Genomic DNA, 22465 nt, shown 5'->3' on the forward strand with positions numbered 1-22465 from the left:
AGCGGGAACGCATCGTGCCGTGGCGTGTTCCGCCCGATCACCTCACAACGACGTCAAGGCCGATGTCGAGTGTCGGTGCTGCCATGGTGATCTTGGAGGTCGAGATATAGTCGACGCCCGTTTCGGCAATGGCGCGGATCGTCTTCAGGTTCACATTGCCCGAGGCTTCAAGCTTCACGCGACGCGGATCGGCGGCATAGGTCGCGTCGGTCAGGCCGGCGCAATCGCGGTTGATCTCAACGGCACGACGCAGCAGTTCCGGTCCCATATTGTCGAGCAGGATGACGTCCGGCTGCGCCTCCAGCGCTTCCTCCAGTTCCTCCAGCGTCGTCACCTCGACCTCGACCTTGACGAGGTGGCCAGCGAAGGCGCGGGCGGCGCGGATGGCACCGGCAACCCCATGGGAGACCGCGATGTGGTTGTCCTTGATTAGGATCGCGTCATCGAGGCCATAACGATGCGACGAGCCACCGCCCATGCGAACGGCATATTTCTCCAGCGCCCGAAGGCCAGGAATGGTCTTGCGCGTGCAGCAGACCTTCGCCGCCGTATGCGCGATCTCGTCGGCAAACCGCGCCGTATGCGTGGCGACACCGCAGAGATGCATGAGGAAATTGAGCGCCACGCGCTCCGCCGACAGCACGGCTCGCGCGGGACCGGAAACCCGGGCGATCACCGCGCCGGGAGCAAGCCGGTCGCCATCCTTCACAAAGGCCTCGAAGTGGATCGCGGGATCCATCAACCGAAAGGCCGCACGGGCAAGATCGAGCCCCGCAACGACGCCATCCTCGCGCGCATTCAATTCCGCCCTCGCCACGACATCCGGCGCAATCGTCGCCTGGCTGGTGATGTCACCCGCCCGGCCAAGGTCTTCCAACAAAGCGGCACGCACCTGATCCTCCAACATCAGCGGCGAGAGGACGGGAAGATAGGGGGTGGTCATGGGCTTATCCTGCTTCGTTGTTTGATCGCAATGGCGCCGTTACGCCGCCGCCGTTTCCGAAAGCTCTGCAACCACCTTTTCCGCCTCTGCAAGCGTGAGGAAGGTGCGGTGCTTCCAGTTTGCCTTCTGCTCGGGAAAGTCCGAGCGAAAATGGCCGCCGCGGCTTTCTTCGCGCAGATAGGCACCCGCCGCGATGAGTTTTGCGGTGGTGACGATGTTGTGGAAGCGCATGCGGCTGTTTTCGCGCTCCAGCGTGGCGATCTCGCGGATCGCCGCCCTGAGGCCATCGCGGGTGCGGATGACGCCGACATGGTCGCTCATGATGCGGCGCAGGCGCGTCAGCGCCGAGCTGTCCTCGATGGTCACGAGGTCGTCGCTTTCGCCGGCGTTCTTGCCCCAGTCGTTGATCTTCGGCTCCGGCAGCATGCCCTTGATGTTTTCGGCAATGCGCGCGGCAAAGACGACGGCTTCGAGCAGCGAGTTCGAGGCGAGGCGATTTGCGCCGTGCACGCCAGTGGAAGTGACCTCGCCGGCCGCCCACAGGCCGTCGATCGAGGTGCGGCCTTCCGCATCCGTAAGTACACCGCCCATGTGGTAATGCACGGCGGGTACGACGGGGATTGGCTGCGTCACCGGGTCGATGCCGGCGGCCTTGCAGGAGGCGTAGACCGTCGGGAACATGTCAGGGAAGTGGCTGCCGACCGCCTTGGTGCAATCGAGGAACGCGCCGCGACCGGCCTGGACTTCTGCGAAGACGCCGCGGGAGACGATGTCGCGCGGGGCGAGTTCGGCGTCCTCGTGGATATCCAGCATGAAGCGGTGGCCGGCGGAATTGATGAGATGGGCGCCATCGCCGCGCAGCGCCTCGGTGGCGAGCGGTGCGGGGTCGCGGCCGATATTGATGGCGGTCGGGTGGAACTGCACGAATTCCGGATCGGCGATGATCGCACCGGCGCGTGCCGCCATGCCCACACCCTGACCGCAGGCTTCCCACGGATTGGTGGTGACGGCGAAGAGATGGCCGACGCCGCCCGAGCACAGCACCACGGCGCGCGCCGGGAAATGCACGCGGTTCTTCGCCTGGCCGGCATCCGGCCGCGCCACGACGCCGGAGATGAAGCGTCCCTCGCGCACCAGTTCCTCGACGACATAGCCTTCCAGCACGCGGATGGACGGCGTGTTGCGCACGGCGGCGATGAGCGCCTCCATGATGGCCTTGCCGGCCATGTCGCCCTTCACGCGCACGATGCGGCGCTCGGAATGAGCGGCCTCGCGGGAGAGCATGAGTTTGCCCTCGAGATCGCGATCGAAGGGCACGCCATAATCGAGCAGGTCATGGATGCGCGCCGGTCCTTCCGAGACCATGAAGCGCGCCATCTTCTCGTCGACGATGCCGGCACCGGCTTCCAGCGTATCGGCAACATGTTTGTCGAACGTGTCACCCGGGCTCATCGCCGCGGCAATGCCGCCCTGCGCCCAGGCAGAGGATGCGCCCTGCCCGATCGGCGCCGCAGCAAGAATGGTGACGGGACGCGGCGCAAGTTTGAGCGCGCAGAACAGGCCGGCAAGGCCGCCACCGACGATAACGATATCGTCGATGCCGTTCCAGGATTGCGGGCGGAAACTTTCAATAGGCATGTCTTACTCCTCCGACGCGCCGCCCAGCCTCCCTTCCGAGAGGCTAGCCGTGGGGCATTGAGGCCCCTCCTCCAGATCGAGGGCGGCCTACTGCTTCAGGTTCACCATCCGCTCGACGGCGAGGCGGGCGCGATCGGCGATTGCCGGGTCGACCAGAACCTCTTCCGTCATGTTCACCAGACTGTCGAGGATCTTCGGCAGCGTGATGCGCTTCATGTGCGGACAGAGATTGCACGGCTTGATGAAATCGACGCCCGGCAGTTCCGCCTGGATGTTGGAGGCCATGGAGCATTCCGTGACCAGCAGCACGCGCGACGGGCGGTTGTCCTTCACGTAGTTGATCATGCCCGAAGTGGAGCCGGCGAAATCGCAGACGGCGATGACGTCCGGGTGGCATTCCGGATGGCCGATGATCTCGATGCCGGGATGGGCTTCCTTGTAGGACAGCAGTTCGGCCGCCGTGAAGCGCTCATGCACCTCGCAATGGCCCTTCCAGGTCAGGATCTTCTTGTTGGTCTGCTTGGCGACATTCATCGCCAGATATTCATCGGGAATGCAGAGTACGGTGTCGCTCTCCAGGCTCTCGATGACGGCGAGCACGTTGGACGAGGTGCAGCAGATGTCCGTCTCCGCCTTCACGTCTGCCGACGTGTTGACATAGGTCACCACCGGCACGCCGGGATAACGCTGTTTCAGCAGGCGCACGTCCTCACCGGTAATCGATTCCGACAGCGAGCAGCCGGCGCGCGAATCCGGGATGAGCACGGTCTTTTCCGGATTCAGGAGCTTCGAGGTCTCGGCCATGAAGTGCACGCCGCACTGGATGATAATCTCGGCATCGACCTTGCCGGCGTCGCGGGCAAGCTGCAGCGAATCCCCGACGATATCGGCGACGCAATGGAAGATTTCCGGCGTCTGGTAATTGTGCGCCAGGATGACGGCTCCGCGCTCGCGCTTCAGCCGGTTGATGGCGGCGACATAGGGCGCATAGATCGGCCATTCGAAGGCGGGGATGAACTGCTTCACCTTCTCGTACAGGTGCTCTGTCTCGCGGGCGATTTCCGGCGTGAAGGTGAGATCCGGCTTTTCGAGCACACCGAAGCGTTCCGCAGCAGTCAGCGGACGAACGACTTCGGCTCCTGCCGCATTCTGGGCCAGAGTGGTCATGAAACCCTCCCTTTCCGCCGCCTTCCCGCGGCCTCGCCATTTTGCTCAATCTGAGCATAATAGCTGTAAAACAAAACCGGCATGGGCCGGTGGTTCAGATTTAGAAACTTTTATGACGGTTTGCAAGAAGCGCCGCCCGAATTCCTTTCGGGCGGCGGCATCATTTTTTTCAGGCCATTGCCGGGCGCAGGACGCTCTTTTCCTGGATCGGCCAATGCACGATCGCGGCAAAGATGCCGAGCGCCACGCCGAGCCACCACACCGGATCATAGGTGCCGAAATGGTCGTAGAGATAACCACCCATCCAGACGCCGAGGAACGAGCCGACCTGGTGCGACAGGAAAACGATGCCGCCGAGCAGGCCGAGATGCTTGGTGCCGAACATGATGGCGACGAGCGCATTGGTCGGCGGCACGGTGGAGAGCCAGAGCAGGCCCATGACGATGGCGAAGATGATGACGGAGGCCGGCGACTTCGGCAGCAGGATGAAGGCCGACACCGCCACCGAGCGGGCGATGTAGATATAGGCCAGGAAATACGGCTTCGAATAGCGCTGGCCGATGACGCCGGCGGCAAGCGAGCCGATGATGTTGAAGAAGCCGATCAGCGCCAGCGCAATCACCGCATAACGCGCATCGATGCCGAGATCACCGAGATAGGCCGGGAAATGCGCGGTGATGAAGGCGACCTGGTAGCCGCAGACGAAGAAGCCGGCGACGAGCAGCAGGTAGCTGCGATGGCCGAGCGCTTCCTTCAGCGCCTCGCCGATCGTCTGCTTGTATTCCGTGGCAGACGTAATGCCGGAGGAGGAATTGCCGCGCAGCGGAATGGCGATCAGCGGCACGAGAAGCATCAGGATGCCGAGATAGACGAGGCTGTCCGACCAGCCATAGGCGCTGATGAGGCCCTGCGACAGCGGCGCGAACAGGAACATGCCGGCGGAGCCCGCCGCCGTGCAGATGCCGAAGGCCATGGAGCGCTGCTCGGGCGTGACGTTGCGTGCGAAGGCGGACAGCAGGATGCCGAAGGAACCGGAACCGACGCCGAGCCCCACCAAAACGCCGCCGCCGATATGTAGCCAGAGGGGCGAGGTGCCGAGCGACATCAGGAACAGGCCGAGCGCATAGACGAGGCCGGAGACCAGCAGCACGCGCCAGGTACCGAACTTGTCGGCGATGGCGCCGAAGAACGGCTGGCTGACGCCCCAAGCAAGGTTCTGGAACGCCATGGCGAGGCCGAACGTCGTGCGGTCCCAGCCGGTATCCTGCAACATCGGCAGCTGGAAGAAGCCCATGGCCGAGCGTGGGCCGAAGGTCAGCACGGCGATCAACGAGCCGGCAATGATGATGGGCCAGGGCATCGGCCGGCTTGCGGCGGGGGCCGCAGCGATGGATGGGGCGGACATAGGCTTCTCCGAAATATGGACCCGGAATCTATGTCCAGCCATCAATTAACAAAAGCGAATTTAATTGACTAAGCAATCAGCCGGATTGATGAAACAATCTGATTCCGCCGATGGCGCGATGTGCTTGACGAGACAGCATTTTGGGCGCATGTGCACCGCCGGTGTCATAGGACGCCAATTAAACCCGGATAAGATCAATGGACCCCGACAGTCGACTATCGAGAGCGATCGAGCGACCTATCCGGTAGGAGGCTACGGCCTTGCTCCGGATGGCGAGAATGCCCTCAGAGGAGCGAAACATGCTGCAAATCTATGCCCGCAAGGCTGACCGCTTTTGCCTGCGCGAAATCTCCAACCCCGCCATCGAGCAGGCGATCGCCCCTGCCCTCTGGTATGACCTGCTCAGCCCGACAAATGAAGAAGTGAAGGACGTCGAGGCGGCCCTGCGCATCTCCATGCCGACGCGGGAAGAAATGGAGGACATCGAACTGTCCGCCCGCCTCTACCAGGAGGATGGCGCGGCCTTCATGACGATGACGGCACTGACCAATCTCGACGGTGACGAGCCGACCAAGATGCCGGTGACCTTCATCCTTCGCGGTCCGACGCTGGTGACGGTGCGCCATGCCGAGGCAAAGCCCTTCGTCACCTTCTGCAACCGGGCACTGCGCGGCAATGGCCACAGCTACGAGACCGGCGAGGATGTCATGCTCGGCGTCATCGAGGCTGTCATCGACCGCATGGCGGACGTGCTGGAACGGCTCGGCAACGAGATCGACGGCATTTCGCGCGAAGTATTCCGCAGCAAGAAGGGCCCGTCGCGCAAGAAGACGCGGGACCTGGAAGCGCTGATCGAACAGCTCGGCCGCAAGGGTGATTTTTTGAGCGGCGTGCGCGAAAGCCTCGTCAGCATCTCGCGCCTCGTCGCCTATCATGCTGCGCTGGAAACCCCGACACGCCGGCCTTCCAAGGAAATCCGGCAGGTCGTCAAGCTCGTGCAGCGTGATGCCGTCTCGCTCGGCGACCACGCCGCGTTCCTGTCAGGCAAGATCAACTTCCTGCTCGACGCGACGCTCGGCCTGATCAATCTCGAGCAGAACCAGATCATCAAGATCTTCACTGTCGCCTCGGTGATCTTCCTGCCGCCGACGCTGGTCGCGTCCGCCTATGGCATGAACTTCGAGCTGATGCCCGAGCTGCAATGGCACTTCGGCTATCCCTACGCGGTCGGCCTGATGATCATCTCCGCGCTGATCCCGTTCTTGTATTTCAAACGGCGCGGCTGGGTTTAGCGCCTTAAAGAGCATGTCCTGCGTGTCAGGGTCGATTACAGCCAGTTTTCGACCCTGACACCCGGCATACGGACAAACTCCCGCAGATTGTTGGTGACGACGATCAACCCCTCGCTGCGGGCGTGGCCACCGATCTGCATGTCGTGGGGACCGCAGGGCGTGCCGGCTCGTTCCAGTTCGGCACGAACCTGGCCGTAATGTGCCGCAGCCTTGTCGGCAAACGGCAGGATCTCCAGCCGCGCCACGAAGTGCTCGATCGCCACAAGGTTTTCAGCGCGGCGGGCGGACTTCTCTGCGCCGTAGTGCAGTTCTCCAAGCGTAATGCTCGATATGCAGAGCTGCTCGGCGAGCGCGTTGAATTTTTCGCGCACCGCCGGCGGGTAGGTCTTCATCACGTAGATGCAGATGTTGGTGTCGAGCATATAGGTCAGCATCAGAAGGCTTCGCGCTCTTCCGCTGCCGGCTGCTCCCGTTCGCTCATGAAATCGTCGCTGACGCGCGGCCCATTCAGGAAGAGGTCGTCCCACCTCTGGCCCTGCGGAACGATGACGCGGCTGCGGCCGATCTTGAAGACGTCAACCAGATGCACATCTTCCGGAAAGGCGACGGCCTTGGGAAGACGCACGGCCTGGCTGCGATTGCTGGTGAAAACGGTCGAATTGGCCATGCGCCCTCTCCCTGTGATATCCCATTGGGATATACATAGGAGCCGGAGGCGAAAAACGCAAGAACAGACGTCCTCTGGAAGTTAAGCCCTGATTTTCATCGGCCAGCGCTCTGTGCGCGTCTTCGTCACGCGCACCGCATCACCCAGCCGGATTTCGCCTTCACCGCGCGGCACGGCGTTCCAGCCAAAGAGCACGCCGGGCACACGGCGGTCGGCGGACATGCGCTTTTCGGCGAGGCCCTGGATGGGGTTGCCGCCGATGCGTTCGCCGGTCAGCTGGTCCTGCGTGGTCATGATGCAGCGGGCGCAGGGTTTGACGAAGTCGAAGACGATGCCGTTGATCTCGATCGCCTCCCACAGATCTTCCGCCCAGGGCTCATCGCAGGTGACGAGGATGTTGGTGCGGAAGCGGTCCATGCCGACGGGCTCCTGAGCCTTGGCGGCGAGCGTCCTGTTGAGATCGGCGAGCGACCCGGTCGTCGTGACGAGGACGGGAAAACCATCGGCAAAACCGACCGGCGCCGGCTCGCCGGCCCAGTCCTCGCCTTCGGCGCGCCTCGCCACCGCATCCATGTGCACGAGTTTGACGGGACGAACGAACCACTCCGAGAGCGTCTCGTTGACGGCTTCGTCGGCGACGGCAGCACTCACCGGGCTGTCCCAGATGGTCACGTCGAGGCGGTCGTCCGGCTCGAAGCTGGCAAAGAGCTGGCGGCCCTCCATTTCGAGGTGCAGGCTTTCCCCCACCGCCGTCGCCTCGACGCGGGCAAGCGCCTGGAGTTCGCGCTGGGTGATGAAGCGGCCGTCGGGCTCGACGATCATGTAGCGCCGGTCGCCGGCAAGACCGTCGAGGCGGACGCTCGCGCTTTCGACCGGGATGGCGCGGCCGCTCTTCAGCGGATGGATGTTGAGGCCTTCGACCTTCATTGCAGCGACCTTTCCTGAAATTTCGATTCAACGCGCTGCCGAACCGATTCAATCCGGCGGAACAAAAGCATGTTTTTCTTCAGATTTCATCCAGCAGCATGTCGCGGATCACCCGCAGGCGCTGCGTGCGCTCCCCGGCCATGCGCGCGCCCGTCGCCGTCTGGAAACCATCCGCCAGCTTGAACAGCTTCACTTCGAAATGGTCGATGGCGAAGGCCTTGTCGTCGAGCGGGCGGTTTTCGGCCAGCGGGTCCATGGGGTCGTACAGACCGCTGCCCATGCGTCCGGCAATGTAGAAGCAGCGTGCAGCACCCACCATGCCGATGGCATCGAGTCGGTCGGCATCCTGCACGATCTTCGCCTCCAGGGTTTCCGGTGCAATGTTGGCGGAAAAACTGTGCGTGAGGATGGCGTGGGCGACGGCTGCCACGTCCGCGTCGCTCCAGTCTTCGGCGGCCAGCAGGCCGGAAGCCTTTTCGGCGGCGAGGCGCGAGGCGTCGGCCCGGTGAGGCGAATTCTTTTCGACCGCCACGCAGTCATGCAGCAGCACGGAAGCGGCGAGCAGACGCAGGTCGCCCCCCTCCTCGGCCTGGATTCGGCGGGCGCTCTTCCACACGCGGATGAGATGGGCGGCATCGTGCGAACCGTCATCGGCGGCAAAGGCCTGCGGCAGAAGGCGTTCGGCAAGGCCCCCGAGAGGCTGGAAGGCGGCGGCGAGGCAGGTGAAGGACATAAGCCACACCTAACCCGTCACGTCTCTGCGTTCAATTCCGCCTTTTCGTCCGTCCCGGACTTTCCGGAGAGGATCTTTTGATAGAACAGGCCGATGCCGATCAGCACCGCGCCGAGGCCGATGAACGACAGGGCCCGCAGGATGCCTTCGAGGTTCGCCATGTCGATGAGGAAGACCTTGACCACGGCGATCAGCACGAGGCCTGCGGAGGCCAGGCGGATGCTCTTGGAATCGACCTTGGACCCGACCACCAAAAGCAGCACGCCGAGCAGCAGCCAGACGACGGAATAGGTGTAGGTCTCCGGCTGGAGAAACCCCTTCCAGTCGGCAATACCCTCGCCGTGCCAGTAGCGGCGGACGCAGAGCGTAACCCAGGCGAAGACGAGCGCAACGCCGGTCAGCGCCAGCATGATGACATAGGGCAGCGGACGGCGGTTGCGCGCATACCAGGCAAGGCCGCCATAGGCCACGCCGGGCAGCAGGTAGCCGATCAGCAGCAGATCGAGGACCGGCCATTTGCCGAGCAGTTCGCCGGTGAAATACGGATTGAGGCCGATGAAATGGGCGCTCAGCACCGACAGGACCGACAGCCCGCCGACCACCATCGAGCCGTAGCGGAAAACGGGGCTTGGCGACTTCAGATCGAGCGACATCATGATCGCCGAGGCGCCGATGACCAGCAGCGTGTAGGTCGCCTGTTCGCCGAGCGTTGGCACGGAACTATCGAGCACGCCACCATTCATGCCATGGCGCACGAGGATCGCCGCGGTCAGCAGCACGAAGAGGCTGGCGAGTGCCTGGATGAGGTTGCGGATGCGCTCGCCCGGCCAGCGACGAAGCTCGAAGGCAGAGATTGTGAGAAGCACTGCAGGAATGCCGTAGCCGGCGAGAAGCTGGTTGAAGACCGGCGTCTTCGACAGGTTCGCCGCACCGACGATGGTTGGTTCCCAAGCGATACGACCGGCGACGACGGCGGCAGCGCCCGCCATGAGCCACGGCAGGACCGGCCAGGCACGCACACGCGTTGCGAAGACGGCGGCCGTGCCGAGCACCATGAGGCCGAGTGTCGTGGCGAGGCCATCCGTCAGCGCATGCAGCGCCAGGACGAGGAAGGCGAAGCCGCCGGCGGCCAGCGCCCATTGCGGAATGAAGAGACCATCCTCCTCCCCTCGTTCGCGCGAAAAGACCTCCGCTGCGGCGAAGAAGACGAGGCCAAGCAAAGTGGCCAGCAGGCCATGCTTCAGGTCGAAGGAGAGATTGCCGAAATTGAGGAAGCTGATGGCGAGGATCGCGAAGGGCACGGCGGGGGCCAGCAGGCTCCAGAGCGCCGCGAAAGGGCTTGAGCCCGCCATGCGCAGGCGCACTCCCGCAAGAGCGACGGCGGCATAGGCGACCGCGAGAACCAGCAGCAGGTTGACCGGCACCGGACCGAGGACCGGTACAGGCAGGGTGCCCTCCGCCATCGGCGGCGCGGGAATGACGCCGTCCAGCGCCGGCAGCGCGAGACTGCCGAAACCGTCGATCAGCACGCCGCCCGGCAGGTTTGCCATCGCCACCACGCCGGCGACGGCGCCGACCGCGGAAAGGAGCGCCGGATAGATCGCCCAGAAGCGCAGGACGCCGAGCACAGCCAGCGCCATCACGAGGATGGCGAAACCGTAATCCGCGCGCGGAAGTGCCGGCACGGCACTTGCCAGCAGCAGTGCCGGGAAGACCAGGGCAAGCGCACCGGTCAGCGACACGGCGAGGGCGGGTGGGGTAAACAGGCGGTCCAGCGGACCGGCAGAGGCAGTACCGGCCGGCACCGGCATGTCTTCCTCCGCGATGTTGCCCGGCCAGAGCAGGCCATGGCCAACGGCCAGCACCAGCAGCGCGACCAGCACCGGCAGGACCTCGACCTTGTCCGCCGCGGACAGGTAGAGCACGGCCCAGAGCGCCATGCCGCCATTGGCGAGCGCCGGCACGACCTGCCAATGGCGGATGCGGGAGGCGGCAAAGGTGGCAAGCCAGGCGACGCTCAGGAAACCGAACAGGCTCCAGGCGCTGGGCTCTTCGGTGGAGACCAGCGCGGGCGTCAGCATGGAGGCGAGCAGGCCGAGGCCGGCAAGCGCCTGCCCGTGCAGCAGCGACAGGCCGATGGTCGCGAAAGAAACGGCGGCCAGAAGGACGAACGCCGCCACCGGGCCGACATAGCCATAGAATTCGTAGGAGACGTAGGTGACGGCAAAGAGCGTGATGGCGCCGGCCGCCGTCAGCACGCCGGGGATCATGGCGTTCTGGAAGGCATTTGCGATGAGCGGCTGGGTGCGGCGGCGCACGAACTCGCCGATCGCCATCAGCACGAGGCCGAAGATCGCCGCAAGCGACAGCCGCACAGCCGGGCTGAGCAGGCCGGCTTCGATGGAATACTTGACCATGAAGATACCGCCGAGCGCCAGCGCGATGCCGCCCACCCAGACAGCCCAGCGCGCGCCGATGCGGCTTTCGAAGCTTTCCTTCGGCTTAGCTGCGACAGCGGCGGGAGCAGGAACAACGACGTCTTCGGACGTTTCGTTTGCCACAACGGCATCCGTCGGCGTCGCGGACGTGCTACTGCCGAAGATAGATCGGCCCTTTTCGGCTTCGCCCTGCGCGCCGACCCAAGGCCCTTTGAACTCGGTTTGTGGCGCCTCTTCAGACACCCCTTCCCGCACTGCCCCCGACGTCTCGTCAGGCACGGCCTCGATTGACGCCGTCACCGCGGCTGCGGCTGCTTCGGCCGGCACCACAACGCCACCCGCCTTCAACGCCTCGACCTCGCGCTTCAGGCGCATCACCTCTTCGCCGATCTTCTGCGCGCTGTTGCGCGATGCATTGAGGGTGTAGAGGGCCAGGCCGATGGCGACCAGGGAGAGGATTTCCAGCATTGCGACTCCAGCACGGCAGTATCCGGCGGCGAGACTACCCGGTTTTTTCCAAACGCCAAATGGGGTTACGTTTCAGGCCGGCATTCTCTTCGCTTGTCAGCGTGTGAGATTCTCGATGGGGAAGATGGCGCAGGTTTCCGTGCCGTGTGCGAGCAGTTTGCCATTGCCGTCACGCAGCCACGCTTCGGAGGTCGCGATGGTACGGCCGCGATGGATGATCTTTCCTTCGCAGAATACCTCGCCCATGCCGGGCAGCACGGGGCGCACGAGGTTCAGCTTGAATTCGATGGTCGTGTAGGCCTCGCCCGGCTTGATGACGGAAAAGACTGCGCAGCCAAGCGCCGAATCCATCACCGTCGCCGTCCAACCGCCATGCACCGTGCCGAGCGGGTTAAGGTGATCGACCGATGGCATGCCGGCGAAGACCACGCGGCCATCCTCCACCTCGGTCATGCTGAAGGCGAGTGTCCTGGCCATCGGCGGCGCCGGCAGATCGCCGGCAAGCATCGCCCGCAACACCTTGAGCCCACCGTCCCGCTTCACCACGTCAAACGGCAGCGTGCCGATGCCGCCGACCGTCAGGCCGGGATAGATTTCGACCGTCATGCGCTCGCCTCTTTCGGTTGATCGTGTCCTGGCATGTTCAGCGCCTTCAGCGCCGCCTGCACGAAGCCGTCGCGGGCGCTGGCAAGCTCCAGCCCGCGTGGTTCGCAGACATGCCGGTTGAGGAAGAAGGCGGTGAGCCGGAAGCCATCCGCAAGGGCTGCGGCATCGGCGGCGTGCCGGCTTTCATCGCCGAGGAAGGCGGGCAGTGCCAGCATCTTGTCGGCCCAGGGCGCACCGGCCTCGCGCGAGACGGCACGGCCGGATTTCGGCGAGACGTAACAGAGGTTTTCCCGCGTGCCGGTGGCGGCGCATTCGAGCAGGCCTAGGCCGAAGCCGAGGTCGTTCAGCACGGCAAGCTCGAAGCGCACGAAGAGTTCGCCGGCATCGGCCGGCTCGTGCAGATGATCGAGGATGACGGCCAGCGTATTGTAGAGATGGGGATGCGGATCACGCTCGGGCAGGAAGCGCAGAAGCGCCGCCATGGCCTGCACGCCGTAGACGGCGGTTGCCGTTTCCATCAGCCGGCCGGCGCGCAGTTCCAGCGGTTCGATGCGGAATTCGCCGAGATGTTCGTCGAGCCGCGCCCGCCAGGTGACATCCACGGAATTGCCCGGCTGGAGCACCGGCTGCATGGTCCGCGAGCGCCCGCCGCGCACCATGCCGAGATGCCGGCCGCGGTCACGCGTCATCACCTCGACGATCACCGACGTCTCACCATGGCGCCGCACGCCCAGAACGATGGCTTCATCACTCCACTGCATGGCCAAGCCTTACGCCCTCGGCTGGTTGGCCGCAAGCGGGAGCCCCCTCTTGTCCGAGCACACACCCTCAACCGCCCCTTCGGGCCGTTTTCTCCCCGAGGGGAGAAGGGAGGGGTGCGACCTTCCATTTTCCCCTTCTTCTCTCGAAGAGAAGGTGCCGGCAGGCGGATGTGGGGAGTACGAACTAACAGGCGCTTCATGCGGCGGAACGACGCGTGGCCCGATCGCCACACCTAAGCCCTTGCCATAGTTTCGCTTTCTTCTCGCCCTGCCGATGCCCGCTTTGCCTTCGAAGAACCGCCCAAAGGCCGCCAAGGCCGAAACTGAAATCGAAATGACAGGTGCCCAACTCATGTGTGTGTCCCGCATCCGCGCTTGCGCGGCTCTCCGTTCCCTCGCTCTCCTTGCGCTTGCCGCCACGCTTGCAAGCTGCGTCACCACCGCAAAACCGGTGAAGAAGAAGGGGCCGGATCCGATGCATGTCGCGATGTACGGGCCGCATCCGGAGGAGCGCTTCCCGCTGCCGGCAATGGACATCAGCCGGGTGGACCCGCAATATTTCCGCCAGCTGGTGGCCTACCAGACGGTGGAACCGGTCGGCACGATCGTCATCGATACGCAGGACCGTTTCCTCTATCTCGTGCAGGATGGCGGCATGGCGATGCGCTACGGCATCGGCGTCGGCAAATCGGGGCTGGAATTCGAGGGTGGCGCGCGCATCGGCCGCAAGGCGGAATGGCCGCGCTGGACGCCGACGCAGAACATGATCGAGCGCGAGCCCGAGCGGAACCTGAAATTTGCGGGCGGCGTGGAGCCGGGTCTCACCAACCCGCTCGGGCCGCGCGCGCTCTACCTGCACAAGGACGGCAAGGACACGCTCTTCCGCATCCACGGCACATCCGAGCCGTGGTCGATCGGCAAGGCGGTATCGAGCGGCTGCATCCGGCTGTTCAATCAGGATATCATCGACCTCTACGGTCGCGTGCCGACCGGCAGCCGCGTCGTGGTGCTCCAGCACCAGACGCCGGCCCATGAGCCCGTGCCGATGGCCGCCGCCGACGGCCTGGTGCCGCCGGCAGCAATTTAAGGCTTACCAGGCGTCTGGCTCGCGTACCATGTGCACGATATTGGCCGGGTTCATGATCCAGCCGCCGCGAAAGCCCTCGCCGAGATCTTCGACGGCGTCGCAACGCACGGCGCCGTTTTGGTCGAGGTGGCCAAGCGCCACCGCGTGATCCGGCGTGAACAGTTCGAGCCAGACTTCCGCCTGGCTGTAGTTCGGCGCTTCGTCGATCCACAGCCGGTTCGGCCCCAGTTCGAAACCCGTGGCCGGTGCCTTTTCGGCGAACGGTTTCAGGCCGACGACGTCGCGATAGAAGGCGATCGTCGCCTCGTACTGATGTGACGGCACCTTCATGGCGATGTTGATGCCGCCTTTGATTTCCGTTGTCATGATGCTCTCCTTGTTCTTGCGCCATTCCGGACGCGAAACCGCTACACACGTTCGCTGGAATTGCCCTAGGTGAAATCCTGCTGCTCTGCGGCGACAACACCCTTGAGCTCGCTCGGGTAATAGCCGTCGCGCAGGTTGATGCCGTATTCGACATAGGCCTTCATGCAGGCGAGCATCTGCGACCAGCCCTCGCAGTTCATGTACGACGATTTCTGGCCGCGTTCGTTGTCGCGCCAGCCCGCTTCGGCGATGGTCACCATCGTGCCGCCGTCATCGAGCTCCTTGAAGCGCATCTCGACACGCGTCTTGTAGGGCTCCTCGCCCTCCTCGATCATGGCATCCCATCGAAAGGCGATGAGCGCGTTTTCCTCGACCTTATCGACGATGACCGGCGCCATGTTCCACCAGGTGACCGTGGTGCCTTCGACGAGCGGACCGCTCGCGCCGCCGATCGTGGTGAAGTAGCCGCTCAGCTTTTGCGGATTGACCACCGCGTCGAAAACCTCGGCGACCGGTTTGCCGATCCGCCCATTCACACGAAATTCCAGCGTCATGCCGTCCTCCTTCGGGGCGATTGCGCCCTCCTCCGTCTTGTACCCGGACAAAATATGTTATAAAAACATAACATGTCAAGCGAATCGAAAGAAGACGCCATCTTCAAGGCGCTCGCCAACGGGAAGCGGCGGCAAATGCTGGACGCGATCAAGCACGCGCCGCTGACGACGGGCGCACTGTGCGAAAAGTTTCCGGAGATGGACCGCTGCACGGTCATGCTGCACCTGAAGGTGCTGGAAGACGCCGAATTGGTCATTCCGCGCCGCGAGGGCCGCGAGCGCTGGAACCACCTCAACGCCATGCCGATCCAGGCGATCCACGACCGCTGGATCAGTCAATATGCCGGCCATGCGATGAATGTGCTGTCGGCGCTGAAGGGCGAACTGGAGGGCTGAGGCGCCGCTATCTGCAGCGCCTCGCGAAGATCAGACTTCGGCGGCGATGCGACCGATCTCGGCGATGACGGCATTGCGCTCGTCGCCGGAAATACCGGGCATTTCCACGAAGGCGCTGACGATGATCGCACCGCGGTTCGGCGACCAGCCGATGGCGACGTCATTGGCATTGCCGGCCTTGTCGCCGTTGGTGCCGGTCTTGTCGCCGGTCATCCAGTCGGCGGGGAAGCCGGCGCGCAGCCGTGTATCGCCTGTCTTGTTCATGACGAGCCAGGCGGCGAGCTGCGCTTTCGAGCGTAGAGACAGCACATCGCCGAAGATCAGCTTGCGCAGCGTCTCGACCATGGCGACCGGGGTGGTCGTGTCGCGTTCGTCGTCCGGCGTTTCGTGATAGTTGAGCGCCGGCTCCGTGCGGTCGAGGCGCGTGATGTCGTCTCCGAGGCCGCGCAGGAATTCCGTGAGGCCCTTCGGACCACCGGAGGCTGCCAGCAACAGATTGGCGGCGGCATTGTCGCTGAGCGTAATCGTCGCCTCGCAGAGTTCGGCAATCGAAATGCCATCGCCGCCGACGCGTTTTTCCACCACCGGCGCCCAGTCCACGAGGTCAGATTTTTTGACGACGATACGACGGTCGAGCGCTTCTTCCTCACGGTCCACGCGAGCGAGGATGTGCCCGGCGAGCAGCGCCTTGAAGGTACTGCACATCAAGAAGCGCTCGTCCGTGCGGTGGCCGAGCCGGGCGCCCGTCGCGAGATTAAGTATGGCTACACCAAGGCGGCCGTCGTGGCGCGCTTCCAGCTCCGCCAGCCGCTTTTCCAAGGCGCCACCCGCCGCAGCAGCGGTGCCGCCGGCAAAGGCGGAAACCGCGGGAACAGCAAGCAAGGCGCCGGCAATCGCCTGCCGGCGTGAAATCGTCATCGTCATATCCATTTTCCTGTCTGTCGGCACCGGAAGCGCATCGCACCTTGCCGGCCCGTTCGAGCCCGCCCGTGCCGCAATATGCAAAAGCATATGGCCTAGAACAAACGACGATTTCTGCCGTCAGCCATTAGGAAAATTTGGCCTTATTTGCGTTTCATCGCCTCGGCGAGCGCCGCACCGAATGCGCCCTGCGACGGTGCCTGCTGCTTCGGCGCCGCCTGGCTGAACTTCGGATTCATCTGCGCATTCTTGTCATTGCGGGGGGCGTTGTCGCGGGCGGCTGGTGCACCACTCTCCTTGCGCATGGTGAGCGCGATGCGCTTGCGGGGCACATCGACTTCGGTGACCCGCACCTTCACCACGTCGCCGGCCTTCACCACCTCGTGCGGGTCCTTGATGAAACGGTCGGCGAGCTGCGAGACATGCACGAGGCCGTCCTGATGCACGCCGATATCGACGAAGGCGCCGAAGGCGGCGACATTCGTCACGGTGCCTTCCAGCAGCATGCCGACCTTCAGGTCCTTGATGTCATCGACGCCATCGGCAAAGGTCGCGGTCTTGAATTCGGGGCGCGGGTCGCGACCGGGTTTTTCCAGTTCGGCGAGGATGTCCTTCACCGTCGGCAGGCCGAAGCGCTCGTCGACGAACATTTTTGGATCCAGCTGCTTGAGAGCCGCGCTGTCGCCCATCAGCGTGCGCACGTCGCGGCCGCAGGCGGCAACGATCTTCTTGGCGACGCCATAGGCTTCCGGATGCACCGAGGACGCGTCAAGGGGCTCCTTGCCGTTCGGGATGCGCAGGAAGCCGGCGCACTGTTCGAAGGTGCGCGCGCCGAGGCGGGCGACCTTCATCAGCTCCTTGCGGCTTGCAAACGGGCCGTTTGCATCACGATGCGAAACGATCGCCTCCGCCGACGACTTGCCGAGGCCCGACACGCGGGCAAGCAGCGGGGCGGAGGCCGTGTTGAGATCGACGCCGACAGCATTCACCGCGTCTTCCACCACAGCATCCAGCGAACGCGAAAGTTTGCCCTGATCGACATCGTGCTGGTACTGGCCGACGCCGATCGACTTCGGCTCGATCTTGACGAGTTCGGCCAGCGGATCCTGAAGACGGCGCGCGATGGAAACGGCGCCGCGCAACGACACGTCGAGGTTCGGGAATTCCGCCGCTGCCGTCTCCGAGGCGGAATAGACCGAGGCGCCGGCTTCCGAAACGATGACCTTGGTGGGTTTTGGCGCCGGCAGTTGCGCCAGCATGTCGGCGACCAGCTTTTCGGTCTCGCGGCTGCCGGTGCCGTTGCCGATCGAGATCAGCTCCACCTTGTGCTTGCGGATAAGGCTTGCAAGCTCCGCCTGCGTGCCGCGCACGTCGTTCTTCGGCGGGAAAGGATAGACCGTCGTCGTCTCGAGCACCTTGCCGGTGTTGTCGACCACCGCGACCTTGACGCCGGTGCGGATGCCCGGATCGAGGCCCATCGTGGCGCGAGTGCCGGCGGGTGCGGCAAGCAGCAGGTCCTTGAGATTACGGGCGAAGACACGGATCGCTTCCTCTTCGGAGCGCTCGCGCATCTCCCGCATCAGGTCGAGCGAGAGCGACATGGAGAGTTTCACACGCCAGGTCCAGCCGATCACCTCGGCGAGCCACTTGTCGCCCGGCTTCGTGCCGACCGCATAGAAGGAGGCGATGATGCGCTCGACGGGCTTGACCGGCTCGACATTGTCCTGGTCGACGATGATATCGACGGACAGGAATTCTTCGTTCCAGCCACGCAGCATGGCGAGCGCGCGATGGCCCGGCACCGTCGCCCAGCGTTCGGTCTGGTCGAAATAGTCGGAGAATTTGGCGCCGGCCTCCTGCTTGCCCTCCACCACGCGGGACCGGAGATAGGCGTTGCCCTTCATGTACTCGCGCAGGCGCTTCAGCAGGTCGGCGTTTTCGGTCAGCTGCTCGGCGACGATGTCGCGCGCACCCTCAAGCGCCGTCTTGACGTCCGGCACCTCGGCCGACAGGAATTTTTCCGCCAGGTCCGCCGGCACCAGCGCCCGGTCGGCCAGGATCTGCTCGGCAAGCGGGCCGAGGCCGCGTTCGCGGGCGATTTCCGCCTTAGTGCGACGCTTCGGCTTGTAGGGCAGATAGATGTCTTCGAGCTCGGCCTTGGTCGTGACTGCGGCGATCTTGGCGCTGAGCTCGTCCGTCAGCTTGCCCTGCCCCGAAATCGACTCGAGGATCGAGGTCCGGCGGGCTTCCAGTTCGCGCAGATAGGTCAGCCGTTCGGCAAGGTTGCGCAGCTGCGTATCGTCAAGCCCGCCCGTCACTTCCTTGCGGTAACGCGCAATGAAAGGCACGGTCGCGCCCTCGTCGATGAGGCCGACAGCGGCGATCACTTGCGCGGAGGTCGCCTTGATTTCGGCGGCGATCAGGTTCGCGATCTTGAGCGGGGTCGGGGCCATGGGGAACTCCTCTGGGGTGACGCACGGGCGGCGGGGGGGCGACCATAGTGCGCGGCTTCCGACAGGCCAACCGAAAGGCTGCTCACAGGCGGGCACGTCCACAATATATCACGTCCGGTGGCCGCCGTCAGAACCATGCCATGGTTGAACATAGGCCACGACGGGCTCTTGGGTTGTAACCCTTCATAAAGTCTTGCCGACTATCCTGCCCAACGTAGCGGCAACGGGGCCTTCGACATGCGCGGAATATATCTTGCAGCAGTCTCACTGACGGCCCTTGCGGCTGCCGGCCCCGGGGGCGCGGCAACGCTTAACCTGTTGATTTGGGAAACATATATCGACGAGAAGATCCTCTCCGACTTTGCGGCCGAGACCGGCGTCGAGGTCCGCCAGACCTTCTACGACAGCGGCGATGTGCGCGACGAAATCCTCGCCGATCCGAACAGCAATGTCGATGTTGTCGTGACCAACGAGAACGGCGCGAAGCTTTACGGCAACCGTGGCGTCATCGCGCCACTGAACACCCAGAATGTTCCATCCCTGAAGGACTACACCGAAGACTGGACAAAACGCTGCGGCGGTTTCGGCGTCCCCTACCTCTGGGGCACGATGGGCATCCTCTATCGCTCCGACAAGATCACCACGCCGCCCGTCTCCTGGGCCGAGATGATGACGCCCGACGAAAGCCTGCGCGGCCACATCGCCATGTATGACGATCATGCCGAGGCCTTCGTCGCACCGCTCGTGCTGCTTGGAAAGTCGGTGAACGCCAACGATAACGAAACACTGAAGGCCGCCTACGAGCTGATGAAGGCGCAGGCGCCCTATGTGCTGACCTACGACTACGTCGTCACCTCGATCCAGAGTGCCGACAAAGGGCCGAATATCTACATGGCGCTCGGCTATAGCGGCGACCAGTATACGCTGAACGAGAAGGTCCGCACGCCCGGCCTCTGGCGTTACGTCGTGCCCAAGGAAGGCACGCTGTCCTGGCTCGACTGCATTTCCGTCAGTGAACGCTCGAAGAACAAGGAGCTGGCACTGAAGCTGGTCGATTACATCAGCAACGCCAAGAACGGCGCGCGCAACGCCATCAAGCTCAACATGCCGACCGCAAGTACAACGGCCCTCGCTCTGCTGCCGGAAGACATGCGATCCAATCCCGAAATCTATGCCGCACCGGAAATCCTGGCAAAGAGCCAGTTTCAGGAGGAGCTGACCGTTCAGTCGGTCCAGGCCCGCCGCCGCATCATCAGCAGTCTGGCTCAATTCAGTGACGCTCGGTAAACGCGCCCTCTCCCTCATCTTTCCGGTCGTCCTGGCGGGTTACGTTCTCGCGGCCTCGCTTATCTACTATTTCCAGAGTTCATCGATCCTCGGGCTTGAGCGTGCGCGCCTCTGGCAGCAGATGGGCTTGCTGACCGCCGTCTTCCAGAACGACGTGACGCAGAACCGCAGCTTCATCTACTCGCTCGTCGAGGGCGGTGCGGTGCGCCTCTTCGTCAACGAGCCGGATGCTGCCTATCGCAACACCGCACTCGGCGTACGGCTGCAGCAAAGCATCACCTCGCTTTCCGACGACCGCAAACGCTTCATCTCGGTCGCGATCATCCGCCCGCCGCTGACCGTCGACTACTATTTCGAAGACAGCGACGATCCGTTCGCCGAAATCACGCGACAGCAGCTCGACCACGCCCGCCAGATGATCGATAGCCCGCGGCTCTCGTCCTGGGCCTTCATCGATGCGCCGGAAATCGAGCCGCTGATCGTGCATTCGGAATTCATCGACCCGCTGACCTTCAATCGGCCCGTGGCGAGCGCCAAGCGCGACTCGATCCTCGTCCAGACCGCCGTGCGGCCGAAGGCCTTTCTCGACATGAAGCGGGCGCTTGAAAAGGAATACAGCGCGAAGATCGAGATCGGCCAGCACCAGTTCCTGGCACAAGGCGCGCTTTCGGCAACGGCGTCGTTGAGCCCCTCGCTCTTCGCCCGCCTGACACCCGACGCAACTTTTTTGGAAAACCGCCTCTCGACGCTGAAGTCCCTGCTCGCCCTCGGCGCCGTGGCACTCAGCCTCTGCACGATCGCTCTCGTGCTCGGGCTGGTGCGCCGCTACATCACCAATCCGATCGCACGGCTCGATCGCCAACTGACCGACGTGATGACGGGCAACCGCAGTGCGCTGCCGGAGATGAACGAAATCGGCGAGATCGGCCGCCTTTCGGCAAACGTCAAGCGGCTGCACGACCAGTCCATTCAGTCCTTCGACCTTGTGCAGAACGCCTCCTGGACGGACACGCTGACCGGCATTTCCAACCGCGAATATTTCAATATCCGGTCCACGCAGATCCTCGAAGAGGCGGAAGCCGAGGACATCGGCTGCACGCTGCTGTTCATCGACGTCGACAATTTCAAGTTCGTCAACGACAAACACGGCCACAAGATCGGCGACGAACTGCTGAAGACGCTGGCCGACCGTATCTCGACCATCGTCGACCGTATCGTTTCCGAGCGGGGCCTGCCGAACGGTCTCTTCGCCCGGCTATCCGGCGACGAATTTGCCATCATGCTGCGCTGCCAGCCGGGCGGCGGTACGATCACGGAAATCTCGACCGCTATTCTTGCGCTCTTCGCCGAGGGTTTCGAGGTGCTGGAAAAGGCCTACCCGGTCACCGCCAGCATCGGCATCGCCGTCTATCCGGAAGATGCCTTGACGCTGCCTGAACTCGTCGCCAATGCGGACGCGGCCATGTACCAGGCCAAATCCCAGGGCAAGAACGGGTCGGCGCGCTACTCCCGCTCGCTGCACGAGAAACGCAACCGCCAAACCCGCATCGAGGAAGAACTGCGCCTCCTCGAGCCGGACAACGAATTCCACCTCGTCTACATGCCGATCGTCGATGGCCACGGCAAGGTCACGGGCTGCGAGGCGCTGCTGCGCTGGAACTCTCCGGTGCTCGGTCGCGTGACGCCGGACGAGTTCATCCCGATTGCCGAAACCACCGGCCTGTTCAGCAAGATCGACTGGTGGGTGATCGACCAGGCGATGAGCCAGCATGCCCAGCTCAAGAAGCTCTTCGGCGCGGAGACGATCCTCTGTATCAACATCTCGTCAGCAGAGCTCTATACGAAGTCGATCAGCACCCATTTCTGCGAATGTGCCGACCGGCACGGCGTCGATACCCGCCTGATCGAGATCGAATTGACGGAAACCTTTGCCGTGAAGCTCGGCGAACAGTCGCGTCGCAACATCGAGATCCTGCGCGCCCGTGGCTTCCGCATCTCGATCGATGATTTCGGTGCAGGCTACACCTCGGTTCAGCAGATCATCGAATATCCGGCGGAGACCATCAAGCTCGACCGGGAACTCGTCGAAAGCCTCTCGCGCTCTGCCGCCCTGCCGACACTGCGCGCGCTCATCGCGCTCTGCCACGCGCAGGACATGTCGGTGATCGCCGAAGGCGTCGATACGACGGAGAAGATGGCGCTGCTTGCCGCTGCCGGCTGCGATCTCTATCAGGGCTACCTGATCAGCCGCCCTCTCCCCCTCGAGGAGATCGGGATATGGGCGATGCAGCGGCTTGTGGAGCAGGCCCGCGAAGCCGCCCATAATCCGGAACGCCGCGCCCGCGCCTGACCATTT

General features: G+C 63.7%; 20 protein-coding genes. 5 read left to right on the forward strand and 15 right to left on the reverse strand.

Annotated elements, in window-relative coordinates:
* Positions 1 to 37: 37 nt before the first annotated feature.
* The 4 genes from nadC to AC1RT2_RS17395 form a co-directional block, all read right to left on the reverse strand.
* Complete coding sequence (nadC, locus tag AC1RT2_RS17380; protein WP_493103820.1) at positions 38 to 943, reverse strand: carboxylating nicotinate-nucleotide diphosphorylase; 906 nt, start codon at positions 941 to 943, stop codon at positions 38 to 40.
* Positions 944 to 982: 39 nt separating this feature from the next.
* Positions 983 to 2581, reverse strand: coding sequence for an L-aspartate oxidase (locus AC1RT2_RS17385; protein ID WP_493103821.1), 1599 nt, complete (start codon positions 2579 to 2581; stop codon positions 983 to 985).
* 87 nt (positions 2582 to 2668) lie between these two features.
* Complete coding sequence (nadA, locus tag AC1RT2_RS17390) at positions 2669 to 3748, reverse strand: quinolinate synthase NadA (RefSeq protein ID WP_493103823.1); 1080 nt, start codon at positions 3746 to 3748, stop codon at positions 2669 to 2671.
* A gap of 169 nt (positions 3749 to 3917) precedes the next feature.
* Positions 3918 to 5153 carry an MFS transporter gene (locus tag AC1RT2_RS17395; protein ID WP_493103826.1) on the reverse strand — a complete coding sequence of 412 codons (1236 nt, stop codon included), beginning with the start codon at positions 5151 to 5153 and terminating at the stop codon, positions 3918 to 3920.
* Positions 5154 to 5452: 299 nt separating this feature from the next.
* Between AC1RT2_RS17395 and AC1RT2_RS17400 the strand changes: the two genes are divergently transcribed.
* Entirely contained in the window at positions 5453 to 6445 is a 993-nt protein-coding gene (locus tag AC1RT2_RS17400) for a magnesium transporter CorA family protein (RefSeq protein ID WP_069059312.1), read from the forward strand.
* 35 nt (positions 6446 to 6480) lie between these two features.
* Here AC1RT2_RS17400 and vapC read toward each other — a convergent pair whose 3' ends face one another.
* The 7 genes from vapC to recO all read right to left on the reverse strand — a co-directional run bounded on the left by vapC (position 6481) and on the right by recO (position 13045).
* Positions 6481 to 6879 (reverse strand): type II toxin-antitoxin system tRNA(fMet)-specific endonuclease VapC, encoded by a 399-nt coding sequence (vapC, locus tag AC1RT2_RS17405; protein ID WP_069059313.1) that lies wholly within the window; start codon positions 6877 to 6879, stop codon positions 6481 to 6483.
* Complete coding sequence (gene vapB / locus AC1RT2_RS17410; protein ID WP_493103829.1) at positions 6879 to 7112, reverse strand: type II toxin-antitoxin system VapB family antitoxin; 234 nt, start codon at positions 7110 to 7112, stop codon at positions 6879 to 6881. Before vapB ends, vapC begins: the two co-directional genes overlap by 1 nt.
* A gap of 81 nt (positions 7113 to 7193) precedes the next feature.
* Positions 7194 to 8039 carry an MOSC domain-containing protein gene (locus AC1RT2_RS17415; protein ID WP_493103832.1) on the reverse strand — a complete coding sequence of 282 codons (846 nt, stop codon included), beginning with the start codon at positions 8037 to 8039 and terminating at the stop codon, positions 7194 to 7196.
* A gap of 79 nt (positions 8040 to 8118) precedes the next feature.
* A complete protein-coding gene (locus tag AC1RT2_RS17420) occupies positions 8119 to 8772 on the reverse strand; it encodes an HD domain-containing protein (RefSeq protein WP_493103834.1) in 654 nt (217 codons plus the stop codon).
* Positions 8773 to 8789: 17 nt separating this feature from the next.
* Positions 8790 to 11678, reverse strand: a complete 2889-nt coding sequence (locus AC1RT2_RS17425; RefSeq protein ID WP_493103836.1) for a DUF2339 domain-containing protein — start codon at positions 11676 to 11678, stop codon at positions 8790 to 8792.
* Positions 11679 to 11774: 96 nt separating this feature from the next.
* Entirely contained in the window at positions 11775 to 12284 is a 510-nt protein-coding gene (locus AC1RT2_RS17430; protein ID WP_493103838.1) for a PaaI family thioesterase, read from the reverse strand.
* Entirely contained in the window at positions 12281 to 13045 is a 765-nt protein-coding gene (recO, locus tag AC1RT2_RS17435) for a DNA repair protein RecO (RefSeq protein WP_069059319.1), read from the reverse strand. Before recO ends, AC1RT2_RS17430 begins: the two co-directional genes overlap by 4 nt.
* Before the next feature lie 352 nt (positions 13046 to 13397).
* On the opposite strand from recO, the gene AC1RT2_RS17440 reads away from it, so the two are divergent.
* The gene (locus AC1RT2_RS17440; RefSeq protein WP_493103840.1) at positions 13398 to 14132 is read left to right on the forward strand and encodes a L,D-transpeptidase; all 735 of its coding nucleotides are present in this window, start codon (positions 13398 to 13400) and stop codon (positions 14130 to 14132) included.
* 3 nt (positions 14133 to 14135) lie between these two features.
* On the opposite strand, the gene AC1RT2_RS17445 is transcribed toward AC1RT2_RS17440, so the two are convergent.
* A complete protein-coding gene (locus tag AC1RT2_RS17445) occupies positions 14136 to 14498 on the reverse strand; it encodes a hypothetical protein (RefSeq protein WP_493103842.1) in 363 nt (120 codons plus the stop codon).
* Positions 14499 to 14563: 65 nt separating this feature from the next.
* A complete protein-coding gene (locus tag AC1RT2_RS17450; RefSeq protein ID WP_493103844.1) occupies positions 14564 to 15052 on the reverse strand; it encodes an SRPBCC domain-containing protein in 489 nt (162 codons plus the stop codon).
* Positions 15053 to 15124: 72 nt separating this feature from the next.
* On the opposite strand from AC1RT2_RS17450, the gene AC1RT2_RS17455 reads away from it, so the two are divergent.
* A complete protein-coding gene (locus AC1RT2_RS17455; RefSeq protein ID WP_444797626.1) occupies positions 15125 to 15448 on the forward strand; it encodes an ArsR/SmtB family transcription factor in 324 nt (107 codons plus the stop codon).
* Between the two features lie 30 nt (positions 15449 to 15478).
* Here the strand turns inward: AC1RT2_RS17455 and bla are convergent, their stop codons facing one another.
* Positions 15479 to 16372, reverse strand: coding sequence for a BKC/GPC family carbapenem-hydrolyzing class A beta-lactamase (gene bla, locus AC1RT2_RS17460; RefSeq protein ID WP_493103846.1), 894 nt, complete (start codon positions 16370 to 16372; stop codon positions 15479 to 15481).
* A 140-nt stretch (positions 16373 to 16512) separates the two neighbouring features.
* Positions 16513 to 18822 carry a Tex family protein gene (locus AC1RT2_RS17465; protein WP_493103847.1) on the reverse strand — a complete coding sequence of 770 codons (2310 nt, stop codon included), beginning with the start codon at positions 18820 to 18822 and terminating at the stop codon, positions 16513 to 16515.
* Positions 18823 to 19059: 237 nt separating this feature from the next.
* On the opposite strand from AC1RT2_RS17465, the gene AC1RT2_RS17470 reads away from it, so the two are divergent.
* Both AC1RT2_RS17470 and AC1RT2_RS17475 read left to right on the forward strand, forming a co-directional pair.
* On the forward strand, positions 19060 to 20109 hold the full coding sequence (locus tag AC1RT2_RS17470) for a polyamine ABC transporter substrate-binding protein (RefSeq protein WP_493103849.1): 1050 nt from the start codon (positions 19060 to 19062) through the stop codon (positions 20107 to 20109).
* Positions 20096 to 22459, forward strand: a complete 2364-nt coding sequence (locus tag AC1RT2_RS17475; RefSeq protein WP_493103850.1) for a putative bifunctional diguanylate cyclase/phosphodiesterase — start codon at positions 20096 to 20098, stop codon at positions 22457 to 22459. Before AC1RT2_RS17470 ends, AC1RT2_RS17475 begins: the two co-directional genes overlap by 14 nt.
* Positions 22460 to 22465 lie beyond the last annotated feature (6 nt).

It is taken from the genome of Shinella sp. GW821-FHT11G07, from assembly GCF_058808115.1.

Coding starts and splice junctions, on each gene's coding strand:
- nadC (WP_493103820.1), bottom strand. CDS start 943: ATGACCACCCCCTATCTTCCCGTCCTCTCGCCGCTGATGTTGGAGGAT.
- AC1RT2_RS17385 (WP_493103821.1), bottom strand. CDS start 2,581: ATGCCTATTGAAAGTTTCCGCCCGCAATCCTGGAACGGCATCGACGAT.
- nadA (WP_493103823.1), bottom strand. CDS start 3,748: ATGACCACTCTGGCCCAGAATGCGGCAGGAGCCGAAGTCGTTCGTCCG.
- AC1RT2_RS17395 (WP_493103826.1), bottom strand. CDS start 5,153: ATGTCCGCCCCATCCATCGCTGCGGCCCCCGCCGCAAGCCGGCCGATG.
- AC1RT2_RS17400 (WP_069059312.1), top strand. CDS start 5,453: ATGCTGCAAATCTATGCCCGCAAGGCTGACCGCTTTTGCCTGCGCGAA.
- vapC (WP_069059313.1), bottom strand. CDS start 6,879: ATGCTGACCTATATGCTCGACACCAACATCTGCATCTACGTGATGAAG.
- vapB (WP_493103829.1), bottom strand. CDS start 7,112: ATGGCCAATTCGACCGTTTTCACCAGCAATCGCAGCCAGGCCGTGCGT.
- AC1RT2_RS17415 (WP_493103832.1), bottom strand. CDS start 8,039: ATGAAGGTCGAAGGCCTCAACATCCATCCGCTGAAGAGCGGCCGCGCC.
- AC1RT2_RS17420 (WP_493103834.1), bottom strand. CDS start 8,772: ATGTCCTTCACCTGCCTCGCCGCCGCCTTCCAGCCTCTCGGGGGCCTT.
- AC1RT2_RS17425 (WP_493103836.1), bottom strand. CDS start 11,678: ATGCTGGAAATCCTCTCCCTGGTCGCCATCGGCCTGGCCCTCTACACC.
- AC1RT2_RS17430 (WP_493103838.1), bottom strand. CDS start 12,284: ATGACGGTCGAAATCTATCCCGGCCTGACGGTCGGCGGCATCGGCACG.
- recO (WP_069059319.1), bottom strand. CDS start 13,045: ATGCAGTGGAGTGATGAAGCCATCGTTCTGGGCGTGCGGCGCCATGGT.
- AC1RT2_RS17440 (WP_493103840.1), top strand. CDS start 13,398: ATGTGTGTGTCCCGCATCCGCGCTTGCGCGGCTCTCCGTTCCCTCGCT.
- AC1RT2_RS17445 (WP_493103842.1), bottom strand. CDS start 14,498: ATGACAACGGAAATCAAAGGCGGCATCAACATCGCCATGAAGGTGCCG.
- AC1RT2_RS17450 (WP_493103844.1), bottom strand. CDS start 15,052: ATGACGCTGGAATTTCGTGTGAATGGGCGGATCGGCAAACCGGTCGCC.
- AC1RT2_RS17455 (WP_444797626.1), top strand. CDS start 15,125: ATGTCAAGCGAATCGAAAGAAGACGCCATCTTCAAGGCGCTCGCCAAC.
- bla (WP_493103846.1), bottom strand. CDS start 16,372: ATGACGATGACGATTTCACGCCGGCAGGCGATTGCCGGCGCCTTGCTT.
- AC1RT2_RS17465 (WP_493103847.1), bottom strand. CDS start 18,822: ATGGCCCCGACCCCGCTCAAGATCGCGAACCTGATCGCCGCCGAAATC.
- AC1RT2_RS17470 (WP_493103849.1), top strand. CDS start 19,060: ATGCGCGGAATATATCTTGCAGCAGTCTCACTGACGGCCCTTGCGGCT.